Raw genomic sequence first — 6,625 nt, 5'->3', positions numbered from 1 at the left:
AGCGAGCTCGTCAACACCGGCGCGAACCTTCGCGATGCGCGCGCGGGCTTCGTCGGCGAGTTCGACGGGGGCGTCGTGTCGCGCGACGGCGATGACGTCGTCGAGGGAGACGGGGCTGGTGGACAAAGTGACGGTCATGGAAGTCCTTACGAGTTGGGGAGAACGATCTGCTTGCCAGCGCGCCACACCTGATGTGTGAGCGGCATACCGGGGCGGTAGGCGAGGTGGATGGCGGCGGGCGCATCGAGGACGTGGAGGTCGGCGCGGAAGCCCGGAGTGAGTTGCCCGACGTCGGATCGGCGCAGCGCCTTCGCACCGCCGATAGTGGCTGCGCGGATGGCCTCGTCGAGGGTGAGCTGCTGCTGCAGCACGGCGGTGCCAACGCAGAAGTTCATGCTCGAGGTGTAGCTGGTGCCGGGGTTGCAGTTAGAGGCGATTGCGATGATCGCGCCGGCGTCGAGCAAGCGTCGCACTGGGGCGAAGGGCATGCGGGTGGAGAGGTCGCACGCGGGTAACGCAGTCGCGACGGTGTCGCTCGCCGCGAGCGCCTCCACGTCTTCGTCGGAGAGGAAGTTGACGTGGTCGACGCTCGCCGCGCCGAGTTCCACGGCGAGTTGCACGCCGCCGGATTCCCCCAGCTGGTTGCCGTGCACGCGCAGCCCGAGGCCCGCGGCCCGCCCAGCCTCGAGCACGCGACGAGACTGCTCCACGTCGAACGCGCCCTCCTCGCAAAACACGTCCATCCACCTAACGTGCGGGCGCACGGCTTCCAGCATCTCGCCGGTGACCAACGCGACGTAGTCGTCGGGGCTGATGCCCTCGGGGACGAGGTGGGCGCCTAGGAAGGTCACCTCGTCGACGAACTCCCCCGCGATGCGAGCGGCGCGGGCTTCGTCGTCGATGGTAAGCCCGTAGCCAGTTTTGGTTTCGAGGCACGTGGTGCCGCCTCGCTGTGCCTCGCGAACGCGCTGTCCGACGAGCTGGCGGAGGCGCTCATCGGAGGCGGCGCGGGTGGCGTCGGTGGTCACTGCGATACCTCCCGCCGCGTAGCCGCGCCCGGCCATGCGCGCCTCGAACTCGGCGGAGCGGTCGCCGTCGAAGACAAGGTGGGTGTGCGAATCCACCCAGCCGGGCAGCACAGCGCGCCCGCCGACGTCGACCCGCTCGTCGGCATCAGGTGCAGAGGCGGCGGTGCCCGCCCAGGCGACGGTGTCACCGTCGATGACGAGGGCGGCATCGTGAATCGGTTCGCCCTGACCCGTCCAGAGCTCAGAAATGCCGGTCATGAGAGTGCTCATGCAATTGCCTTCCTAACCCAATATTCACACGCGTTTGCTGAAATGACCCCTGTTGGCCGGTATTCGCAAACGCGTGTGAATATTGGGTTACTTAGTCGCGAATCGTCGGTTCGAGTGGGATGCGGACGCCGCGCTCGACGGCCACGTCGGCCGCGCGACGGTAGCCCGCGTCGACGTGGCGGAACACCCCGAGCGCCGGATCGTTGGTGAGCAGCGCCTCGAGTTTCGCAGCGGCGAGCTCGGTGCCGTCAGCGAGACCCACCTGGCCCGCGTGGATCGACCGCCCGATGCCCACCCCGCCGCCGTGGTGGATGGACACCCACGTGGCGCCCGACGCCACCGCGGTCATGGCGTTCAGCAGCGGCCAGTCGGCGACGGCGTCCGTGCCATCGAGCATGCCCTCGGTCTCGCGGTAGGGGGACGCGACCGAGCCGGAATCGAGGTGGTCGCGGCCAATCACGATGGGCGCGGACACTTTTCCCTCCGCGACGAGGCGGTTAAACAGCAGGCCGGCCTTGTGGCGTTCGCCGTAGCCAAGCCAGCAAATGCGCGCTGGCAGGCCCTCGAACTCGACGAACTCCTCGGCCGCATCGAGCCAGCGGTGCAGGTGCTCGTTCTCGGGGAAGAGCTCTTTCAGCGCCTGGTCGGTGACGCGGATGTCCTCTGGATCGCCCGAGAGTGCCGCCCAGCGGAAGGGGCCGAGCCCCTCGCAGAACAGCGGACGGATGTAGGCCGGCACGAACCCCGGGAACTCGAACGCCCGCTCGTAGCCGTGCTTGCGGGCCTCGTCGCGGATCGAGTTGCCGTAGTCGAATACCTCGGCGCCCGCGTCCTGGAACTCCACCATGGCCTGCACGTGCGCGGCCATCGACGCGCGGGCCTTCGCGGTGAACCCCGCCGGGTCGCGCTTCGCCTCGTCGTGCCACTTTTCGACGGTGATGCCCTCGGGCAGGTAGCTGAGTGGGTCGTGCGCCGACGTCTGGTCGGTCACGACGTCGATCCGCAGCTCGCCTGCCTGCTGGCGTCGCAGCAGCTCGGGGAACACCGTCGCCGCGTTACCGACCACGCCCACCGACAGCGCCCGCTTCTCCTGCGCCGCCTGGCTGGCGCGCGCGACGGCGTCGTCGAGGCTGTCGGCAATCTCATCCAGGTAGCGCTTGGCTTGGCGTCGCTCGAGCCTTGAGCGGTCCACTTCGACGATGATCACCACGCCACCGTTCAGCGTCACGGCCAGTGGCTGGGCACCACCCATGCCGCCGCAGCCGGCGGTGAGAGTGATGGTGCCGGCAAGCGACCCGTCGAAGCGCTTCTTCGCGACGGCCGCGAAGGTCTCGAAGGTGCCCTGGAGGATGCCCTGCGTGGCGATGTAGATCCAGGAACCGGCGGTCATCTGGCCGTACATCATGAGGCCCCCGGCCTCGAGCTTGCGGAAATGCTCCCAGGTGGCCCAGTCGCCGACGAGATTGGAGTTCGCGATGAGCACGCGCGGCGCCCACTTGTTGGTACGCACGACGCCCACCGGCTTGCCCGACTGCACGAGCAGCGTCTCGTCTTCCTCCAGCTCCTTCAGCGTGGCGACGATGGCGTCGAACGCCTCCCAGCTCCGTGCGGCGCGCCCGGTGCCGCCGTAGACGACGAGGTCTTCGGGGCGCTCGGCCACCTCGGGGTCAAGGTTGTTCATGAGCATGCGCATGGGCGCTTCTGTGGACCACGACTTCGCGGTGATCTCGGTGCCTCGCGGCGCGCGAACGGTTCTCATCGGTGCCTCCTTACCTATTGACCCCATCTCAGCCCAGCCGACGGTGCCGCGCCAGCGTCATCGGCCCACAGGCGCCCCAACGGGCCGAATACTGTCCGAGATACCGGACATCAGGCGAGCGCGCGCCGCAGCTCCTCCGCCGCATCGCGCAGCACCTCGACGCCCCCTGCTGGCGACTGCTCGAACGTGGTGGCGACGGCGGCAATCGGCCAGCCCGCCCGGTTCACGACGGGCACCGCGTGCGAGCGCAACCCCGTCGTGACTTCCCCATCTTCGACGGCGTACCCGCGGCGAGCGGTCTCTGTCGCCTCGGCCATCACCCGCGACGGCGAGTACTCGAGCGACCCCTCCGCGCCCATGCGCTCCAACCTCGACACGCCCGCGTACAGCGCACGCAGCTGCGCGGGCGGCAGCGCCCCCAACAAGGCCCGCCCTGACGCGGTGAGATGCGCGGGCAGGCGCACCCCGACGTCGGTCACCAGCGACGGGCGCCCCGCAGCGCGCTGCTCCACAACGTAGAGCACGTCGCGACCTTGCAGCACCGCGATGTGGCAAGTTTCTCCCAGCCGGTCGACGACCTTGCGCGCCACCTTGCCGCCGACGATCGCGAGCGGCGCCTGGCGTTGGTAGGCGAAGCTGAGCTCGTAGGCTGCCGGCCCGAGCCCGTAGGCGCGTTCGGCGTCGTAGCGGATCACGAACCCGGCTGCGACGAGCACGCCGAGCAAGTCGTAGGTGGTGGAACGCGGGATACCGAGCCTCGTCGCAATTCGACTGGCCGCCACCGGGCGCGACTGCCCCGCCAGGAACGTGAGCACGGCGAGCGTCGATTCCGCCGCCGGCACCTTGCCCATGCGCACCTCCTTGATGGCTGGAAGCCTACGCGAACCGACCTTGGTTCCAGGCGCCGCGCGCGAGACAATGGGCGCATGATCTGGACAGGCAGAACCGACGGCGACGGGCCCGAGCACGCTCGGTGGCACCAACGCATCAGCACCGACGCCCCCGCCAGCAGTCACATCTCGCTGCTCGGTTTCGCCTCCGACGAGGGGGTTCGCCGCAACCAGGGGCGCCAGGGTGCGGCAGCTGCCCCTGCGGAATTGCGCCGCGCGCTCGCGCCGATGGCGCTGCACCATCGGCTCGCGGACGGCTCTGTCGGGCTGCACGACCTGGGCGACGTGACCGTCGAAGGCGAGGAGCTTGAGGCGGGGCAAGCGGCGGTGGGCGACCGCATCGGCGACGCGCTGGCCGCCGACGGCAACGTCCTCACCGTGGTGCTGGGCGGCGGGCACGAGACGGCCTGGGCGTCGTACCTGGGGCTCACGGCGTCGGGCGTGGTGGCCGGGCAGCGGTGGGGCGTGCTGAACCTCGACGCGCACTTCGACCTGCGCAGCGCCGAGCGCCCCACCTCGGGCACGCCGTTTCAGCAGATGGCCCTGGCCCAAAGTGACGCGGGTGAGGCGTTTCGCTACGGCGTGATCGGCATCGCTGAGCCCGCGAACACCGGCATCCTCTTCCAGCGCGCCGATGAGCTCGACGTCGATTACCTGTTCGACGTGGATTGCTCGACGCAACGGGTCATCGAATTCGCTGAAAACTTCATTGCAGGCCTCGACGCGGTCTACCTCACGATCGACCTAGACGTGCTGCCGGCGGCCGTCGCGCCGGGCGTCTCCGCGCCCGCGTCGCTGGGCGTGCCGACGCGCGCCATCGTCGGGGCGGCCCGAACCGTCGCGCGTTCGGGAAAGCTGCGTCTCATGGACGTCGTCGAGTTGAACCCCAAGTACGACGTCGATGGGCGCACGGCCAAACTGGGCGCGCGCCTCATTTCGGAGGCGACGGCGTGCCTGCCGCAGGTGCGCCTGGAGCGTCGCTACTAGACTCGCCGCATGCCTTCCCGCCACCGCCACATCTTCTGGGACATGGGCGGCACGCTCGTCGACACCTATCCCGAGCTGAACCAGGCCCTCGCCAACGCCGCGCAGGGTCGTGGCGCCGCCGTCCCCGTCGACGATGTGGCCTCGCTCACTCACACTTCCACGCGGCACGCGATCGACGCGCTGGCGGACCGCACGGGCCTACCGGCGGCGGTGTTTGAGCAGGCCAACGCTGATTTGAAGCGCCGCTGGGAGAGCAATCCTCCGCCCGTGGTGGCAGGCGCACGTGAGCTCATGGCCGACGTGCGCGCCCCCGGTGGGCTCAACCTCATCATCACGCACCGCGACCGCACCTCCGCCGAGGCGCTCCTCGCGGCACTCGAGCTCACCGTGGACGACATGGTCTGCGCTCCCGACGGGTTCCCGCGCAAGCCCGACCCAACGATGGTGCAGCTCCTACTGGAGCGCCACGGGCTCGATGTCGACGACTGCATCTTCGTCGGCGATCGCCCCATCGACGCCGAGGCCGCGAGCGCGGCGGGCATGGCGTCGGCCCTCCTCCGCGAAGAACCGAGCGGCCCGGTGCACCGCTGCCACCGGCTCGATACACTCGACGACCTCCGTCCCCTGCTGAACCTGGAGCCCGCATGACCGCCCTCGACCCCGTCGACCGCCTCCTTCTCGACGAGCTCCCGGCCGAGCTGAGCACCGTCGCGGTGTTCGACGCGCCGGCGCTCGTGGAGCAGCTGGCGACGCGCACCGGCAGCATGCGCGTGTTCTGCGACGACGTCCGCGACGCGCAGCAGGTGCCCGAGGAGTTGCTCGTCGACCACCCCGACGAGCTCGGCGGCGCGGCGCTCGCCGTCGGGCGCCTGCCGAAGGCGCTCGCGGCCCTCGACGAGATCGCGGCCTCCGTGCTCGGGCGCGACGACATGCTGTTCCTCGCGGGTGGGCGCGACAAGCATATGAACAAGTCGATGAACTCGGTGCTCGCGAAATATTTCACCGCCGTGAACGCGAGCCTCGGCCGCCAGAAGTCGCGCGTGCTGCGCGCCTGGGGGCCGGAGGCGGACGCTGAGTCCGACTGGCCGAAACTCAAACACCACGACGCGCTCGGGCTCACCGTAGCCTCGCACGGGGCGACGTTCGGTGGCACGAAGGTGGACCCCGGCACGAAGCTCCTGCTCGAGGTGCTCGACGTCGACGGCACCGATGTGCTGGATTTTGGCTGCGGCAATGGGTCCATCGCGTGCTGGCTCGCGCAGCGTGACAAGCGGGTGACGGGCGTCGATGTGAGCTGGTCGGCCGTCGCGGCCACACAGATCGCGGCCAGCGAGAACGACGTCGACGTCGAGGCGTTCTGGGCAGACGGCACCGCCGATCTCCCGGAAGCGAGCTTCGACGCCATCGTCACCAATCCGCCCTTCCACCGCGGCACGGCGAAGGATTCCGACGCGACGCTGGCGCTGTTCGACGACGCCCGCCGCTTGCTGCGCCCGGGCGGCCAGCTGTGGTGCGTGTACAACTCGCATTTGCCGTGGCGCAAGGAGCTCAATGTGCGGCTGGGCCGCACACGCGTCGTGGCGCAGAACCCGCACTACACCGTCGCGTGCTGCGAGGCGCGCTGAGTACCCCTTTCACTCGCACCGGCCCTGATTTTCTGCTGCTTCTACAGTGGCTATGAGGTCGGAACC

Annotated in this window: 6 protein-coding genes; 3 read left to right on the top strand and 3 right to left on the bottom strand. The window is 69.4% G+C overall.

The annotated features are described in order from the left end of the window. Window positions 1-146: 146 nt before the first annotated feature. The 3 genes from hutI to Q0X61_RS04775 all read right to left on the bottom strand — a co-directional run bounded on the left by hutI (window position 147) and on the right by Q0X61_RS04775 (window position 3,908). Window positions 147-1,298, bottom strand: a complete 1,152-nt coding sequence (hutI, locus tag Q0X61_RS04785) for an imidazolonepropionase (protein WP_297740886.1) — start codon at window positions 1,296-1,298, stop codon at window positions 147-149. Window positions 1,299-1,389: 91 nt separating this feature from the next. Further along, a complete protein-coding gene (locus Q0X61_RS04780) occupies window positions 1,390-3,057 on the bottom strand; it encodes a urocanate hydratase (protein WP_297740884.1) in 1,668 nt (555 codons plus the stop codon). Window positions 3,058-3,167: 110 nt separating this feature from the next. Next, entirely contained in the window at window positions 3,168-3,908 is a 741-nt protein-coding gene (locus Q0X61_RS04775; RefSeq protein WP_297740882.1) for an IclR family transcriptional regulator, read from the bottom strand. 75 nt (window positions 3,909-3,983) lie between these two features. On the opposite strand from Q0X61_RS04775, the gene hutG reads away from it, so the two are divergent. From hutG to Q0X61_RS04760, 3 genes are read left to right on the top strand one after another with little or no spacing between them, the layout of a single operon-like run. Further along, window positions 3,984-4,934, top strand: coding sequence for a formimidoylglutamase (hutG, locus tag Q0X61_RS04770; RefSeq protein WP_297740880.1), 951 nt, complete (start codon window positions 3,984-3,986; stop codon window positions 4,932-4,934). Between the two features lie 9 nt (window positions 4,935-4,943). Further along, the gene (locus Q0X61_RS04765) at window positions 4,944-5,582 is read left to right on the top strand and encodes an HAD-IA family hydrolase (RefSeq protein WP_297740878.1); all 639 of its coding nucleotides are present in this window, start codon (window positions 4,944-4,946) and stop codon (window positions 5,580-5,582) included. Then, window positions 5,579-6,559 carry a class I SAM-dependent methyltransferase gene (locus tag Q0X61_RS04760; RefSeq protein ID WP_297740876.1) on the top strand — a complete coding sequence of 327 codons (981 nt, stop codon included), beginning with the start codon at window positions 5,579-5,581 and terminating at the stop codon, window positions 6,557-6,559. The genes Q0X61_RS04765 and Q0X61_RS04760 overlap by 4 nt, the downstream gene beginning before the upstream one ends. Window positions 6,560-6,625: the final 66 nt, after the last annotated feature.

It is taken from the genome of uncultured Tessaracoccus sp. (assembly GCF_947255005.1).
Taxonomy (GTDB): Bacteria; Actinomycetota; Actinomycetes; order Propionibacteriales; family Propionibacteriaceae; genus Arachnia.
Note: the sequence above shows the minus strand (reverse complement) of the source record. Positions and strands in the feature narration are given on the sequence as shown.